13 protein-coding genes are annotated in these 16,185 nt (G+C 38.7%); 11 read left to right on the top strand and 2 right to left on the bottom strand.

Annotated elements, in window-relative coordinates:
- The 3 genes from H4J76_RS05615 to envZ all read left to right on the top strand — a co-directional run.
- Positions 1-105: elongation factor Tu (locus H4J76_RS05615; protein WP_077287512.1), on the top strand; the 105-nt coding region annotated here is incomplete at its 5' end.
- An 872-nt stretch (positions 106-977) separates the two neighbouring features.
- A complete protein-coding gene (ompR, locus tag H4J76_RS05610; protein ID WP_070375641.1) occupies positions 978-1,703 on the top strand; it encodes a two-component system response regulator OmpR in 726 nt (241 codons plus the stop codon).
- Positions 1,704-1,761: 58 nt separating this feature from the next.
- Complete coding sequence (envZ, locus tag H4J76_RS05605; protein WP_182213863.1) at positions 1,762-3,057, top strand: two-component system sensor histidine kinase EnvZ; 1,296 nt, start codon at positions 1,762-1,764, stop codon at positions 3,055-3,057.
- A 170-nt stretch (positions 3,058-3,227) separates the two neighbouring features.
- Here the strand turns inward: envZ and pckA are convergent, their stop codons facing one another.
- Both pckA and H4J76_RS05595 read right to left on the bottom strand, forming a co-directional pair.
- Positions 3,228-4,838 (bottom strand): phosphoenolpyruvate carboxykinase (ATP), encoded by a 1,611-nt coding sequence (pckA, locus tag H4J76_RS05600; RefSeq protein ID WP_070375643.1) that lies wholly within the window; start codon positions 4,836-4,838, stop codon positions 3,228-3,230.
- Between the two features lie 473 nt (positions 4,839-5,311).
- Complete coding sequence (locus H4J76_RS05595; RefSeq protein ID WP_182213861.1) at positions 5,312-7,876, bottom strand: penicillin-binding protein 1A; 2,565 nt, start codon at positions 7,874-7,876, stop codon at positions 5,312-5,314.
- A 185-nt stretch (positions 7,877-8,061) separates the two neighbouring features.
- Here H4J76_RS05595 and H4J76_RS05590 point away from each other — a divergent pair, with 185 nt between their 5' ends.
- The 8 genes from H4J76_RS05590 (at position 8,062) to H4J76_RS05555 (ending at position 16,114) form a co-directional block, all read left to right on the top strand.
- The gene (locus H4J76_RS05590; protein WP_182213859.1) at positions 8,062-9,141 is read left to right on the top strand and encodes a pilus assembly protein PilM; all 1,080 of its coding nucleotides are present in this window, start codon (positions 8,062-8,064) and stop codon (positions 9,139-9,141) included.
- Positions 9,129-9,719: a PilN domain-containing protein gene (locus tag H4J76_RS05585; protein ID WP_070375646.1), complete on the top strand. Its 591-nt coding sequence runs from the start codon at positions 9,129-9,131 to the stop codon at positions 9,717-9,719. Before H4J76_RS05590 ends, H4J76_RS05585 begins: the two co-directional genes overlap by 13 nt.
- Positions 9,716-10,324, top strand: coding sequence for a type 4a pilus biogenesis protein PilO (locus tag H4J76_RS05580; protein WP_182213857.1), 609 nt, complete (start codon positions 9,716-9,718; stop codon positions 10,322-10,324). The genes H4J76_RS05585 and H4J76_RS05580 overlap by 4 nt, the downstream gene beginning before the upstream one ends.
- Positions 10,321-10,860 carry a pilus assembly protein PilP gene (locus H4J76_RS05575; protein ID WP_070375648.1) on the top strand — a complete coding sequence of 180 codons (540 nt, stop codon included), beginning with the start codon at positions 10,321-10,323 and terminating at the stop codon, positions 10,858-10,860. The genes H4J76_RS05580 and H4J76_RS05575 overlap by 4 nt, the downstream gene beginning before the upstream one ends.
- The gene (locus H4J76_RS05570) at positions 10,860-12,917 is read left to right on the top strand and encodes a type IV pilus secretin PilQ (protein ID WP_182213855.1); all 2,058 of its coding nucleotides are present in this window, start codon (positions 10,860-10,862) and stop codon (positions 12,915-12,917) included. The genes H4J76_RS05575 and H4J76_RS05570 overlap by 1 nt, the downstream gene beginning before the upstream one ends.
- A gap of 157 nt (positions 12,918-13,074) precedes the next feature.
- A complete protein-coding gene (gene aroK, locus H4J76_RS05565) occupies positions 13,075-13,593 on the top strand; it encodes a shikimate kinase AroK (RefSeq protein ID WP_070375650.1) in 519 nt (172 codons plus the stop codon).
- Positions 13,594-13,625: 32 nt separating this feature from the next.
- Positions 13,626-14,690 carry a 3-dehydroquinate synthase gene (aroB, locus tag H4J76_RS05560; protein WP_182230231.1) on the top strand — a complete coding sequence of 355 codons (1,065 nt, stop codon included), beginning with the start codon at positions 13,626-13,628 and terminating at the stop codon, positions 14,688-14,690.
- Positions 14,691-14,713: 23 nt separating this feature from the next.
- Positions 14,714-16,114, top strand: coding sequence for an SPOR domain-containing protein (locus H4J76_RS05555; protein ID WP_182213852.1), 1,401 nt, complete (start codon positions 14,714-14,716; stop codon positions 16,112-16,114).
- Positions 16,115-16,185: the final 71 nt, after the last annotated feature.

Here is a 16,185-nt window from a genome sequence, read left to right as displayed (position 1 = left end):
GTAGAGCTAATCAACCCAGTAGCGATGGATGAAGGTTTACGCTTCGCTATCCGTGAAGGTGGTCGTACTGTTGGTGCTGGTGTTGTATCTAAAATCATCGCATAATTGCAGATTTTAGTTCTCACGAGAACTTAAAGAAAAGACGCTTAGGCGTCTTTTTTTATCACTAAATTTTAGTGAAATTGTCAAACAGTCAAAACTGTCAAAGCTGCTAACACAGAGCAGGTGTTGTATCGCTGTACCTGAAAGAAGCATCGCATAATTGCAGATTTTAGTGCTCACGAGAATTCAAGAAAAGACGCTTAGGCGTCTTTTTTTATATCTAGATTTTAGTGAAATAGTCAAAACAGTCAAAGTTACTAACACAGAGCAGGTGTTGTATCGTTGTACCTAAAAGAAGCATCGCATAATTGCAGATTTTAGTTCTCACGAGAACTCAAGAAAAGACGCTTAGGCGTCTTTTTTATATCTAAAATTTAGCAAAACAGTCAAACAGTCAAAGCTGCTACCACAGAGCAGGTGTTGTATCGCTGTACCTGAAAGAGGCATCGCATAATTGCAGATTTTAGTTCTCACGAGAACTTAAAGAAAAGACGCTTAGGCGTCTTTTTTTATATCTAGATTTTAGTGAAATAGTCAAAACAGCCAAAGTTACTACCACAGAGCAGGTGTTGTATCACTGTACCTAAAAGAAGCATCGCATAATTGCAAATTTTAGTTCTCACGAGAATTCAAGAAAAGACGCTTAGGCGTCTTTTTTTATCTCTAAATTTTAACAAAACAGTCAAAGTCGCTAACACAGAGCAGGTGTTAATAACTTTGCAGTTCAATGAGACTGTCTGGCCTCACTCCGTATGCCTGTAAACGGTCAAACTTCATAAATTGTAACAAATACCTTAACTTTAATTCTTAATAGCAGCTTTATTATTACTTTTTTTAGATTATAGTGAACAAATGATTGTTATAGGATGACCCCAATGAGTAATGAAACTAAAAAGATATTAGTAGTTGATGATGATATGCGCCTTCGAGCGCTTTTAGAGCGATATTTAGTTGAACAAGGGTTTGCTGTGCGTACTGCGGCGAGTTCAGAGCAAATGGATCGTTTACTTGAGAGAGAGAACTTTCACTTGTTAGTCTTAGATTTGATGTTACCTGGCGAAGATGGCTTATCTATATGTCGTCGCTTACGTCAACAATCTAATGATATGCCAATTGTCATGCTAACCGCCAAAGGCGATGAAGTTGATCGTATTATTGGTTTGGAACTCGGTGCTGATGATTACATGCCAAAACCTTTTAATCCAAGAGAATTATTAGCGCGAATTAAAGCTGTGTTGAGACGTAGGGTACAAGAAGCTCCTGGCGCTCCTTCACAAGAAGAGAACATTGTTTCTTTCGGTGAGTATCAACTTAACCTTGCCACTAGAGAGATGGTAAAAGGCGATATTAATATGCCTTTAACGAGTGGCGAATTTGCTGTTTTAAAAGCCCTGATCACTCACCCGAGAGAGCCACTGTCTCGTGATAAACTGATGAATTTAGCGCGTGGTCGTGATTATTCAGCTTTAGAGCGTAGTATTGATGTACAGGTTTCACGTTTAAGAAGAATGTTAGAAGTAGATCCGGCAAAACCTCGTTATATTCAAACGGTTTGGGGTTTAGGCTACGTCTTTGTGCCTGAAGGTAAAGAAGTCAATTAGTGCGTTTAACACCGTTACCTACCTTATATAAGCGAAGACCCTACTATGGATGTAAACCATGAAAATATTGCCACGTAGTGCCTTTGGGCAAACCGTACTCTTGATTGGTTTTTTACTCTTGATTAATCAAGTTGTTTCTTGGGTATCAATGGTTTATTACATCATCCAACCTAATACTCAGCTAACTAATGAGTTGTTAGCAAAACAAGTACGGGTTGTGCTTATTGATATTGATGATGATCTGCTTAGAAAGGCATTCTCAAGATCATTTCAAGAAAAAACGGGCATTGAAGTTTATCGTGAAAGTGACGCATTATCGTCAGGGTTGGCAGAAGCTACCTATCTTGCGCATCGCTCTAAAGAGATGTCAAAATTACTTGATGGCGATGCTGAACTGAGACTGACCCAAGGAGGGGAGCAATATATATTCTGGATCAGGCCTCCGCAAGCGCCACATTATTGGATCAGAATTCCCCTTTCAGGTCTAGAAGAAGCAAACTTTTCTCCGCTTACAGTGGTGTTAATGTTTCTGGGCCTATTAAGTGTCATTGGCGGTTGGTTGTTTGTTCGGCAAATAAATCGTCCTTTAAAAGCATTACAAAAAGCCGCAGAAGATGTCGGGCGTGGCGAGTTTCCTCAGCCATTAGCCGAGTTAGGAACCACTGAAATTGTTGCGGTAACTCAAGCTTTTAATCATATGTCTCGAGGTATAAAACAGCTCGAAGACGATCGTAACTTATTGATGGCCGGAATTTCTCATGATTTACGCACGCCATTAACCAGAATTCGCCTTGCGGCGGAGATGATGTCAACACAAGATGAGTTTTTAAAAGAGGGTATCGAAGGCGATATTGATGATATGAACAGTATTATTGATCAGTTTATCGACTACATTCGCCATAACAGTAAAGATAAGCCTGAGCTTTGCGATCTCAATCACTTAATTAATGATGTGATGCAAACCGAACTTATTTATGGTCGGCAGATAAATTTTTCAGAGCAAGAACTACCTGAAATACCGCTACGCTTTGTTGCGATGAAGAGAGCGGTTGCTAATATTATTCAGAATGCCTTACGTTACTCTGATGGAGATATTGATATTATTACCGGGATTTCAGCGGATAAAAAGTCAGTGTATTTCTGTGTGTCTGACAACGGCCCTGGTATTCCTGAAGAAGATATAGAACGTTTGTTCCAACCTTTTACGCAAGGGGATAAAGCGCGAGGCACAGAAGGAAGTGGTTTAGGCTTAGCGATAATAAAGAAGATAGTGAATACCCATGGTGGCGATGTTCTGTTAACTAACCGTGCTGAAGGCGGTTTATCAGCCAAGGTTTTATTACCCATTAAATAAATTTTCTGAAATTCACACAGTAACCGTGCGTTGCACAATGGACTGATGCAATAGAAGGCATGTCTCACTAAGAATGGTCATGCTGTGATAACGGTTCATCCTGAACATAAAAAAGCCGCTAAATGTTAAGTTTAGCGGCTTTTTAGTGATAACATTTAAATATTAAGTCGTTATAGCTGAGGTCCAGCATCCACTAATGACTTACCATTATCAGTATCAGTAAACTTACTAAAGTTTTTAACAAAGCGCTTAGCTAAATCTTCTGCTTTAGTGTTCCACTCTTCTTTATCTGTGTAAGTATCACGAGGGTCAAGAATATCGCCTTCAACTCCTGCAACACTCGTTGGGATTTCTAAATTAAATAACGGTAAAACAGTAGTTTCAGCGCTATCTATAGAACCATCTAGAATCGAATCAATAATCGCACGAGTAGCCTTTATTGAGATACGTTTACCCGTACCATTCCAACCGGTGTTAACTAAGTAAGCTTCAGCACCAACGGCTTGCATACGTTTACGTAGAACTTCAGCATACTGAGTAGGGTGCAAGCTTAGGAAGGCTGCGCCAAAACAACTTGAGAATGTCGGAGTCGGCTTGGTAATACCACGCTCAGTTCCAGCAAGTTTAGCTGTAAAACCAGATAAAAAGTAATATTCAGTTTGTGCGGGGGTTAACTTTGAAACAGGTGGTAATACACCAAAAGCATCGGCAGTTAAGAAAATAACTTTTTTCGCATGACCAGCACGAGAAATAGGCTTAACAATATTTTCAATATGATCAATAGGGTAAGACACACGGGTATTTTCAGTTTTTGAGTTATCATCAAAATCAATTTTACCGTGCTCATCAACGCTAACATTTTCTAATAATGCATTGCGACGTATCGCATTATAAATATCAGGTTCATTTTCTTTGCTTAAGTTGATCGTTTTAGCGTAACAACCACCTTCAAAGTTAAACACACCATTATCATCCCAGCCATGTTCGTCATCGCCGATAAGTTGACGCTTTGGATCTGTAGAAAGCGTTGTTTTACCTGTACCTGATAAGCCGAAAAATACCGCTACATCGCCTTCTTCACCGACGTTTGCACTACAGTGCATTGAAGCAATACCTTTTAAAGGTAATAGGTAGTTCATCATTGAGAACATACCTTTTTTCATTTCTCCGCCGTACCAAGTACCGCCGATCAATTGAATTTTTTCAGTAAGGTTAAAGGCAACAAAGTTTTCAGAGTTAAGACCTTGTTCTTGCCATTTATCGTTAGTTGTTTTAGCACCATTCATTACGATGAAATCGGGTTCGTAATCTTTCAACTCTTCATCTGAAGGGCGAATAAACATGTTTTTAACAAAGTGAGCTTGCCATGCAACTTGAGTGATAAAGCGAACTTTTAAGCGTGTATCGGCATTAGCACCACAGTAAGTATCGACAACAAATAAACGCTGTTTAGAAAGTTGAGTAGTCACTAAAGTCTTTAAATGATCCCAAGTTTCTTGCGTCATTGGTTTGTTATCATTCTTACCTTGATCAGACCACCAAACCGTATCACGGCTAGTATCATCACGAACAATATATTTATCTTTAGGTGAGCGACCGGTAAAAATACCCGTATCGACGTTAACCGCACCAAGTTCGGTTTCTATGCCTTTATCAAAACCAGTCAGTTCAGACTTAGTTTCTTCAGCAAAGAGTAACTCGTAAGACGGATTGTAAACAATCTCGGCAACATCATTGATGCCATATACAGATAAATCAATTGAGCTTTCTAAAGAAGCCATAGCGAATACTCTCCTAAAAGTACGACAGTGAACATTTTGTGTTAAACATGTTTGAGAACGCAATTTTAGGCGATTATTAGACAAAACGAAAGCAAAATTTCTTTCGTTGTGAAAGTTTTCACTATAACTTTCATTTATAGTGGTAGGGGGGAAGATACGGTGACTGAGTAATTAAACTAAATATTTTACCATTAGAACCATGTTGATTTATTTTAATTGTTTTATTACAAGAACTTATTGCTGGTTTTGCTTTATGGGAGAGACTGTAGATTATGCTGTTGATTCGCATAATCTACAGTGAATTTATTTTTGTAAAAGGAACAAAACAATTAAATAAATGTTTTGTTCTGTAAGGAATAAGTTGCAAATGAAAGTTATAAAAGTCAAAAGCTGACAATAGCGACAAGTTACAGCAAGTATCTCACTAACATTTGTCAGGCGACTAATGATATTGGAAGAAAATTACTGCCTGGTTAAAATATATCGCCGTTACTACTCTCATCAAAAATACGTGAGCCATCAAGTATTTCACTACTATTATCTTGTGTTACCGATTCTGTTGGCGCGGTGCCAAACTGAAAGTATTCAAAAAAGCTGGTTTTATCTGTTTTATTGGTCAGTTTACCGCTGCTTTTATCAATGCGTACTGACACTATATCAACAGGCTGAATAAAAGGTTCTTCAGGATGAGCAACTAATGCAACTTCCATAAAGTCTATCCAAGCTGGTTGTGCTGATTTTGCACCAGCTTCGCCACCGGTAATTTGATATTTATCGAGATTGCTATTATAACGTGTTTTACCCAAACTTCTGCCAGGGTCATCAAAGCCTACCCAAGAAGTAGTGACCAATCGACGGCTAAAGCCTGAAAACCACGCATCTTTTGATTGATTTGTTGTCCCTGTTTTTCCTGCAATATCATGTCGTTTTAATGTTTGTGCGCGCCATCCTGTTCCTCGCCAAAACGGTTTCATTTGATAATCTGAACCCCAAATTGCCGCATTTAATGCTTGTGTCACTAAAAAAGCGTTCTGCGGGCTAATCACTCGTTCAGCTTTAATAAGTGGACGTAGGTCTTTTTCAGCTAAAAGCTCAAGCGGGACTGAGGAATTATTAATATCTCGTTGCTTAATTTCTAGTGAACATATGTCACAGGCAATAGCTGGATTTGCTTGGAAGAGGACTTTACCAAACGAATCTTCTATTCTATCAATTAAATAGGGTCTGATTAAATAGCCGCCGTTCGCGAAGGTTGCAAATCCGGTGGCCACTTCTAATGGTGTTAGAGATGCAGAGCCTAGAGCAAGTGTTTCGTTTCGTGGTAAATCGTTGGGTACAAAGCCAAAGGCTGCTAAATGCGGAATTATTTTGTCTAATCCAACCGCTCTTAATAGTCTAACGGCGATAACATTTTTAGATTGTGCAAGTGCTAATCGAACCCGAATGTCGCCGTTATAAATAGGGGGAGAGTTTTCTGGACGCCAAACTGAACCTGAACTTTCATCCCATTGGTTAATTGGCGCATCATTGACAAGTGTGGCTAAGGTAAAGCCATTATCTAAAGCGGCGGAGTAAATAAAGGGCTTTATGTTAGAGCCCACTTGTCGTTTTGCCTGTGTAACTCGATTAAACTGGCTTTGCTGAAAGCTAAATCCGCCAATAGCTGCTTTTATCGCACCATTATCTGTTGATAAAGAGACGAGAGCAGAACTCACTTCTGGTAGCTGGCTTAATGTAAAACCCTGCGCGGTTTTAATAACAAAGACAACATCGCCATATTGGAGTATTTCATTGGCAAGCTTAGGTGCAGCGCCCTGTTTTTCATCATTAATAAATTCGCGTGCCCACGACATGCCTTGCCATAATATATCGCCTTCTTGCAAAGTGATGTGGTTATTATCTTGATGACCTAAAAATTTAATCGTCGCTGACTGTTCAGCAATACCTGTGATCACAGCAGGAAAAAGTGTTTGATAATTATCGATTTTATTAAGCGCTTTGATAACTTCATCATCGCTGAGCTCAGCTACCTTATCAATAGTACTTGTATTTTCAGTTAACTCTGGGCGTAAAGAAACGACTGCGCCACGATATCCATGTCGCAAATCGTATGACAGTAAGTTATCGATTACTGCTTTTTGTGCTGCTCTTTGAAAATCTGAGTTAACCGTTAGATAAACATTGTAGCCACCGGTATAGGCAAGCTCTTTTCCATAGAGATCGACCATCTCTTGGTGTGCCATCTCTGCTATGTATGGCGCATTCAACTCAATTTCTACACTGTGTCTCTTGCCGGTAATAGGGGCTTGGTTTGCTTGTTCCATCTCTGTTGAGTTGATATAGCCTGCGCTATACATACGCTGTAAAACAATTGCGCGATTGGTCTTGGCGTTATCAGGCGAACTTATAGGGTTTCTGTTAGAAGGTGCTTTAGGTAAACCAGCAAGTACCGCTATCTGTGCCAGTGTTAAGTCTTTAACATCTTTACCGTAATATACTTGTGCTGCTGCGCCAAAACCAAAGCTACGATGACTTAACGGTATTTTATTCATGTACAGGGCGAGTATTTCATCTTTTGTGAGTAAACTTTCAATATGGAAAGTTAAAAATATTTCACGGATTTTTCGAGTGTAGGTTACTTCAGAGGATAAGAAAAAGTTTCGTGCCACTTGCATGGTAATGGTACTTGCACCCCCTTTGTTTTGTCCCATCAGTTTACCGAGTACAGCTCTGCCTAGTCCAATTGGGTCGACGCCAAAATGTGAATAAAAGCGATCGTCTTCACTGGCTAAAATGGCGTTAATCAGTTGTTGTGGAAATTCGTTAAGCTTTAAGGGGATGCGTTTTTTTTCGCCAAACTGATTGATTAACTTATTATCGGCACTAAAAATTTGCATCGGCGTTTGCCATTGCATGTCTTTTAATGAAGTCACACTGGGCAATTCACTGCGCATTGATAAATATAAAGCGGCTAAAGACAAACAAGCTAAAAATATAAAGATTAGCCCTACTTTTATGAGACGTTTAAATAAAAGCACTAAATTTTTCTCTCAATATTGGACAAAAAAACGATTAATAACACTAGTATATCCTTTAAAAGCATGTAATAAATGTATTTATCTCAGGTTTATGCCTAATATAAAGCAATGCAATAATGTTTATTTAAATTTATTTATTTAAATTGTGTCGTTATTAGTGAATTTACTCATATTAGTAGGATGTTATGCTCAGCAGTCTTTTTAAAAAGAATACATCTTTAATAGTTGGTATTGATATTGGTTCTCATGCAATAAAAGCGGTTTTGTTAAGTCAAGACGATGAAGGGTATGTGCTGGAAGCATTAGCAACAGAAGTTATGCCCCGTGGCGCTATTATTGACCGAGAAATCCAAGACATTGATGCCGTTGGCAAAGTTGTTACTAAAATCAGAAAAGAAATTACCTCTTCAGTCAATCAAGCTGCAGCAGCCGTTTCTGGACAAACCGTTATTACTAAAGTTATCTATATGGACGTTAATTTGTCTGAGCACGAGCTCGCCAGTCAAATTGAAATTGAAGCCGATAGTTTAATTCCTTACCCTTTAGATGAGGTTAGTTTAGATTTTGAAAAACTGGACATTAATGAATCAGACCCAACCAAGGTTAATGTTTTATTAAGTGCTGCTCGAACCGAATCAGTAGAAGCGAGAGTTGCGGCTTTAGAATTGGGAGGATTTCAAACTAAGGTTATTGATGTTGAGTCATATGCCGTGAGTCGAGCCTACGATTTAAGTTTATCGCAATTACCCGATGATGCTAAAGACAAAACGGTTGCTATAGTTGATGTGGGCGCGGTGATGACCTTGTTTTCGGTGACTGATGCTGGCGCACATATTTATAGCCGGGATCAACTCTTTGGCGGCGAACAATACACTCGATCAATTGTTTCATATTATAATCAAACCTTTGAAGAAGCCGAGCATGCCAAAATAACGAATGACTTGCCGCCTAATTATACCTTTGAAGTTTTAGGACCGTTTCACACCATTTTTACACAGCAAATTCGCCGTGCAATACAAATGTTCTTAACCTCTAGTGGGAAAAAGAAAGTAGATTATATTATTGTTTCAGGTGGTAGTGCTAATGTTGAAGGTCTTGAAGCCTTGTTAACTGAAGAATTAGGTATCCATACTATTATTGCCAATCCTTTTAAATCGATGACAGTTGCCGACAGTGTAGATAAAGATGTGTTAGATAAAACCGCCGCTCAATATATGGTAGCAGCAGGTTTAGCATTGAGGAGCTTTGTTTCATGGCATTTATAAATCTACTCCCATGGCGCGAAGAAGCCGAAAAAGCCAAACAACGTGAGTATTTTACCCTACTTACTATTGTTGCCGTAATCGCCTTCGCACTGGTTTTTATTATTAGTCAATTTTACCAAATGCGTATTGATGGTCAAAATTCACGTAATCAGTTTTTAAAAACAGAAATTGCTCTTCTAGACGCCCGTATTATAAAAATTAAAAACTTAAACGAAAAGAAAAAAGAATTACAAAAAAGAACTCAAGTGGTTGAACAACTTCAGCGCAGCCGAAATGTGGGTACCCAAGTTTTTGATGAAATAGCTAAAATAGTGCCAACAGGTGTTTATTTGACCCGTCTTGAAAAACAGGGCAACAGTATTAACATCGTTGGCAAAAGTGAATCGAATAATCATTTAGCGAATATGATCCGTGAAATAGAGCGCTCGGTGTTATTTACCGATGCAATTTTAGAATCTATTACGACCAATGAAGCAAAAAACAAATTATTGAGTGACTTTAAAATGCGGGTGCGTATTAAAGGCTTATTAAATAGTGGAGATGACGGAAAAGTCATCACTAACGGAGGTAAATCATGAACATAGATTTAACTCAATTCTTTGAACAATTTGAAGGTTTAGAGGCTGATAACGTTGGGCAATGGCCAAAAGCTGCCAAAATAACATTAGCCGTTTTTATCGCTATCGTGGTTTTGGTGTTAGGTTATTTTTTATTAATCAGTGATAAAATAACAACACTCGATAATTACGCGGCGGAAGAAGTTACACTAAAAAGCCAATATCAAATAAAATACCATGTTGCTGCCAATTTAGAGTTATTTGAGCAGCAAATGAAAGAGGCAGAGGCCTTATTTGCCAATCAATTAAGAAGTTTGCCTGAAAGTCATGAAACCCCTGGCTTACTTGATGATATAACTTTTGTTGGGACAACAAGTGGGCTGAAATTTGTTAAGCTTAATTGGCAGCCAGAAATAACCCGTGAAATTTATATTGAACTTCCTATTGATATTGAAGTGGTTGGTTCTTATCATGAGTTTGGTAACTTTGTCAGTAAAATTGCTGGGTTACCTCGAATTGTTACTTTGCATGACTTTGATGTCGACATTAACAATATGGAAAATGGTTTGCTGGGTTTAAAACTACAAGCAAAAACTTATCGTTATCGAGAGGCTGAAGAAAAATGAAAAAGTCAGTCTTATTTATTGCGCTTGTTATCAGTGTCAGTGGTTGCTTTGATGATACCAGTGATTTACGAACCCATATAGCGACAGTGCAGGCAAATACACCTAATGTTATTAAACCTATGCCGGTAATTTCAAAGTTTGGTCATTTTGACTATTCAGCGCAAGGGTTACGAAGTCCATTTGATAAACCAGAAGTTGAAGCAATCCAACAGAAAATTCAACAGATGTCAGGATGTTTGAGTCCAGATCCTCGTCGCCGTAAGCAGCCCTTGGAAAAGTATCCGCTCAGCAATTTATCAATGCGAGGAACTTTAGGAGAACAAGAGATTATTTGGGCACTTGTTGAGGCCTCTGATGCAACCTTACATCGAGTTGCTGTTGGAAGTTATTTAGGGTTGAATCATGGTCGCATTACAATGGTGAATCCATTTGATGTTAAAGTTAGAGAATTAATTGCTGATGGCGCTGGTTGTTGGGTCGAACGTGAGACGACACTTAAAATGGTCAAGTCAGGTACAGAGGGGCAAGGGAAGTAATGTTGCTATTTAATAAAATAAAAACTAATCAGTCAGTTACATTAACGGTAACGCGAAGTGTTATCACCGCAGTGATGCTCTATTCTTTGGCTTTTTCGGCATGGTCTAGTGATCTAATCGGTATTAAATATAATACTTTACAGAACGATGAAATAGAGTTGCAGTTTGAACTCACCGAAACCATTGTTAATCCACCCGTGATGAAAACGGCGATGAATCCTGCTCAAATTAGCATTACCTTTGATGCGAATGAGTTTAATGAAAAGTTATTAAAAACCATTGTTGAACATGCCGGTGTTAGTCATGTTAGCGTGCAAAAATTAGCAGGAAAAGTGGTTGCTACGGTTCACTTAGATCAACTGTCAGTTTTTGATATTAAGCAAAATGGTAAGTTCTTCTCATTAATTCTCAATAAAGGTGTGGGCGACTCGCCGATTACCCAGGTCAATCCATTAGGTAATACCTTTATTAACAACATTGATTCGATAGATTTTCGTAATGGTGAAAACAATGAAGCACAAATACTGGTTTACCTTGATGACAGTATGGTTGCTGTTGATGTGACAGACAAACTCGGCAAGCTGTATATCGAATTCCATAACACCCAAATTATTGACGATTTACTTTATAAATTAGATGTTACCGACTTTGGTACGTTAGTTACTGGCATCGAAACCTTTAGAGAGGGACGTAATGCCAAGTTTATTGTCGATATCAATAGTGATTTTACTTTTAAGCATCAACAGATTAATAATGTTTTTTCATTAACCGTTGTTAAAAATGATAAGGCGCCCGGTTACTTAGAAGAAGATGGTGATTTTAGTGGTCGCGCTATTTCTTTAAATTTTCAAGACATTCCTGTTCGTACCGTTTTACAAATTATTGCTGATTACAATGGCTTTAACTTAGTGACCAGCGATAGCGTCTCTGGAAATGTGACTTTGCGTTTAGACGGCGTGCCATGGGATCAGGCCCTTGATATTATATTAAAAGTTAAAGGCTTAGATAAGCGTATGGAAGGCAACATTTTAATGGTTGCTCCGAGCGACGAACTTTCTGCCCGTGAAGCACGTGATTTACAAGCTAAACAGCAAGTCGCTGAGCTTGCGCCACTCTACTCTGAATATGTACAAGTAAATTATGCTAAGGCAACCGACTTTGCTAACTTAATTAAAAATGATGACAACAGTATTTTGTCAACACGTGGCAGTGTCAGTGTTGACGAGAGAACGAATACCTTATTAATTCGTGATACGGCGAAAAGTATCGAAGATATAAAGCGTATGGTCAATGTTTTAGATATTCCTGTACGACAAGTGATTATAGAAGCGCGTATGGTCACAGTGAAAGACAGCATTAATGAAGAGTTAGGTATACGCTGGGGGGTTACTGATACTGACGGGGAATATGCGGGCTCTGGCTCCTTAGAGGGGGCTAATTCTGCGGCAAGTGGGCTGGTACCTAATTTAGCTGACCGATTAAATGTTAACTTACCCGTAGCAAACCCAGCAGGTAGTATTGCTTTTCAAGTGGCGCGATTAGCCGATGGTACTATATTGGATCTTGAGTTGAGCGCGATGGAGAAAGAAAACAAGGGTGAAATTATCGCAAGCCCAAGAATTACTACGGCAAATCAAAAACAAGCGTATATTGAACAGGGGGTCGAAATTCCCTATCAAGAAGCATCATCAAGTGGCGCGACATCAACCCAATTTAAAAAAGCTGTGCTTAGTTTAACGGTAACACCACACATTACCCCAGACGATCGTATTATTCTTGATTTAGTTGTTACTCAAGATACCGTCTCTGATGTACAAAGTGGCCAAGCACCCGCAATTGATACTCAGCGAATAGGTACACAAGTGCTAGTTAATAATGGCGAAACGATTGTTCTTGGCGGAATTTATCAACAAGCAATTATCAGTACAGTATCAAAAGTACCTGTTTTAGGCGACATTCCCTATTTTGGTTGGCTATTTAGAAATAGCAACAACTTTAATGAGAAAAAAGAATTATTAATTTTTGTGACACCACGCATCGTAACTGAGCGTTTTTAAACAACTTTGTGAGTTACTGAGTAATTTCATTTTATTTTCGTCTTAGTTAACTTGCAATGTACACCGAACAATTGCGATAATTACGCCCTCAAAATTTTCGGAGGGGGTTCCCTCATATTTGTAAACGTAATTATTTATACGAGCTGAAGTTAATCTAATGGCAGAAAAACGTAATATTTTCCTTATCGGCCCTATGGGCGCTGGTAAAAGCACAATTGGTAGAGAATTAGCTGATAGGCTACATCTTGAGTTTTTTGACTCTGATCAGGAAATAGAGCGCCGAACAGGTGCAGACATCGCATGGGTTTTTGATCTTGAAGGCGAAGAAGGCTTTCGCAAAAGAGAAGAAGGTGTAATTGAAGACCTAAGTGAAAAACAAGGTATTGTTTTAGCGACTGGTGGTGGTTCAGTGATAAGTACACAAGTACGTAATCGCTTATCGGCACGAGGCATAGTTGTCTACTTAGAAACAACTATAGACAAGCAAGTGGCTCGTACGCAGCGTGATCGTAAACGTCCATTGTTGCAAACCTCTGAAGAACCACGCACAGTACTTGAGAATCTAGCAATAGAACGCAATCCTTTATATGAAGAAATTGCTGACGTTATTGTAAAAACAGATGATCAAAGTGCTAAAGTTGTTGCCCATAAAATTGTTGAGCGCTTAGATTTCTAAAAGCGGCTAGGCACTCAAAAAAAGACCTAAAAATGACAACGCTAAATGTTGAACTCGGTACACGCAGTTACCCCATCTATATTGATAGCGGACTATTAACTAATAATAGTCTGCTTACTCAGCATATTCGTGGTAAACGAGTATGTATCGTTTCTAATAATATTGTTAAGCCGTTATATCTTGCTACTTTAAAAGCAAAACTAAGCGCTTTCGACATTGACGAAATAATATTACCTGATGGCGAAGCTCAAAAGTCACTTGCAAACTTTGATGTGATCATGTCACATTTATTGGCAAATGGTCATGGGCGAGATTCGACATTAATTGCTTTAGGCGGCGGTGTTATTGGTGATATTACTGGCTTTGCAGCCGCATGTTACCAACGCGGAATCAACTTTATTCAAGTTCCAACCACATTACTTTCACAAGTCGACTCTTCTGTCGGTGGTAAAACAGCGGTTAATCATCCTTTAGGTAAAAACATGATTGGCGCTTTCTACCAGCCAAAAGCTGTTCTTATTGATATTGATAGCCTTAGCACTTTACCTATCCGCGAATTCAATGCGGGCATGGCTGAGGTGATTAAATACGGTATCTTAGGTGATAGTGATTTTTTTGCTTGGTTAGAAAGCAATATTGAAAAAATAAAATCAGCAGATAAAAACACACTGATTGAAATGGTTAAAACTTGCTGCCAATGCAAGGCAGATATTGTTGCCGCTGATGAGACCGAATCAGGCGTAAGGGCATTATTGAATTTAGGCCATACCTTTGGTCATGCTATCGAAGCCGATCAAGGTTACGGTAACTGGCTTCATGGTGAAGCTGTCGCTACTGGCATGGTACTTGCCTCTAAGTTATCAGTAGCAATGAATTTGCTTGAAGCGTCAGATCTTCGTCGTATAGAAACATTAATTGCCGCGTTTGATTTACCATTAACAGCGCCTGAAAGTATGGGCTTTGAAGAATTTATTTGTCACATGCGTCGTGACAAAAAGAATTTGGCAGGGGTATTACGTTTAATCGTACCCACCGCTATTGGTCAATCAGAAATGCGTGATGATATTAGTGAGGAGATGCTTCAACAAATTCTGTAATTTTAATACAGAACAGGTGAAACATGTCTGCACAAGCACATGCCACAGAATATAACGCTCCACAAAGTGTAACAACCATTAGTGCTAACGCACGCGTTGATTATATTTTACGCTTTTCAAAGCATGCCGTTTTGGTTGTTGACCAAGATGCCAATGTTTATTCTCAAGTAGCGAGTCAGTTTCTTGGCTCTTTGGGTAATGATCACAATGCTGCTTTTATCGCTATATCACCTAAATTAAACGATATTCAAATTCGCTGTCGTATTGTTGAGCAACTTTTCGCTGACACTCTATTTGATCCTGAGCAGTCTTTAGCTGTTAGCTTGATCAATTTATCTAAGCAAGAAAAGCAAACCATTGATATTGTCATCGAACACGCCCAGTTTCTCTCCGTACAAATTTTACATGAGCTATGTCAATTAACTGACATAGCTAAAAAAGCCAATTATGCAATCAGTGTGCTTATGCTTGGTACGCCAAAAGCTGGACTTTTATTGGCGCAAAATAAATCACTATTCCATAAAAAAATCTCAGTTTTATCTGGAGAAACAGGTCAGTTATTAACCCTTAACTCCAAAGCATTCAAAGTGAAGACATCACTTTTTACCTTCAGCCGTTTTACGAAATGGACCTTAATTTTTATCTGTTTCGTGATTTGCTTAGGGGCAACAGGTTATTGGTTGTTTCAACAAGATGTTTTTAGTGCGAACACCCAGCTTAAATTAAAAGCGGTACCAGCAAACTCGACCAGTATTATTTCAGCCTATAATAATAAAAATGTGAGTGCTCCAGCGAAGAGTGAAGATATATTTCTTTCGTTAACCGCACCGGACCCAGGGGGAAAGGTTCTAATTAGTCTACCGGCAGAGCCAAATGATATCGTTCAAGCGATTGTCAACGCAGAAAAAGACGTCGTTAAGTCGACAGAGCCAATAGCCACCGATAAAGTTAAGCGCTTTGCATCGTTTCTTGATAAAAAAGGGGATACTGAAAATAAAGCTTCTGTTACCTTATCAACGGATAAAACCGTAATAGAGGCTTTATCCGTTAAAAAGTCAGAAAATAAAGTGACCCCCCTTATTACGCAAGCCGCTATTCTAGTAAACTCGATTGAAGATGTTGGCGCCCAAGCCAGTTACTATATAAGCGCACCATCGGGCTTTGTTATACAAATTGCTGGTTTTACTCGTCTTTCCGTATATCAGGAGTTTATACCTGATTTTGTCGGTCTCAAGATTAAAAGTTACTACCGACTATTTAATCAACAACCTATGCTAATGATAACCTCTGAGGTTTTTGAGACTCGTTTGGCCGCAGAAAAGGCTGTTACGTTACTGCCAAGTAGTATTAAAGTTTATCAGCCGTGGGTAAAGTCACTTCAAGCAATTAATAATGAAATCAATGCTTATCAAGACTCCCAATAATAAGCTAATCAGGATACAATTCGTTTTCTATTTTAAACGTCTATTTAAGCCTAGCACTTAAATAATGAGTT

The organism is Colwellia sp. BRX9-1 (genome assembly GCF_014077195.1).
GTDB lineage: Bacteria > Pseudomonadota > Gammaproteobacteria > Enterobacterales > Alteromonadaceae > Colwellia_A.
The sequence above is the reverse complement of the archived record's forward strand: the minus strand, read 5'-3'. Positions and strand labels throughout refer to the sequence as shown.